The sequence below is a fragment of the Haloferax sp. KTX1 genome, from assembly GCF_902410085.1.
GTDB lineage: Archaea > Halobacteriota > Halobacteria > Halobacteriales > Haloferacaceae > Haloferax > Haloferax massiliensis.
Map to the genome: position 1 here is coordinate 1 of NZ_CABPRH010000033.1, position 858 is coordinate 858.

Below are 858 nucleotides of genomic sequence, written 5' to 3' on the forward strand. Positions count from 1 at the left end.
GATCGGTACACGGTTCCGCTCCGAAGATAATCGTCGAGATCGGCAGGTCGCTGGGGTCGTGGCCCATTTCCTCGGCCGTTTCGGCGAGGTACAGCGCATACGTCGGGGTGCATGTGAACACATCGCTCTCCAGGTCGGTCATCAACTCGACCTGTCGCTGGGTCTGGCCGCTCCCGATAGGGATAATTGTGGCCCCCAGCTCCTCGGCTCCGTCGTGAAGCCCCAATCCGCCGGTGAATAGCCCGTATCCGTAGGCGTTCTGGACGGTGTCGCCCGGTTCGGTCCCACTCGCAGCCAGCGAACGGGCAACGACTTCGCTCCAGCTGTCGAGGTCGTCATCCGTGTACGAGACGATTTTCGGCTTCCCGGTCGTCCCGGACGACGCGTGGATCCGGGCGACGTCCGCATCGTCGACGGCGAACAGGCCATCGGGGTACTCGTCGCGGAAATCCTCTTTCGTCGTCATCGGCAGTTTCGTGATGTCGTCGATACTCTGGATGTCTTCGGGCGAGACGCCCGCTTCGTCGAGCTTCTCCCGATAAAACGGGACGTTCTCGTAGGCGTGCGTAACAACCCCCTGTAATCGGTCGGTTTGCAACGCACGCAGCTCTGTACGGTCAGCCGCCTCCAGTTGCTTGTACACCATCGTCAATGATAGAGTGGAATGATAGTGATAAAATGGTTTGGGATTGACCACTCCGAGTGCCGGTCGTGCTTGCTGTGTGACTGTCGGCAAGTGATGCAAAGCTATTTTTCAGTACCCTCAGAGTTCCATGTATGCGGGACGCGTATCTCATCGGCGCAGGGCAAACGCCGTTTGGCTCGATGCCCGAAGAGAGCTACAGATCACTGTTCGAC

1 pseudogene is annotated in these 858 nt (G+C 59.1%); it reads right to left on the minus strand.

Features of this window, described 5'->3' with window-relative positions:
* Positions 1–646, minus strand: a pseudogene (locus tag FY251_RS20575) (AMP-binding protein); the annotation flags it as partial.
* Positions 647–858 lie beyond the last annotated feature (212 nt).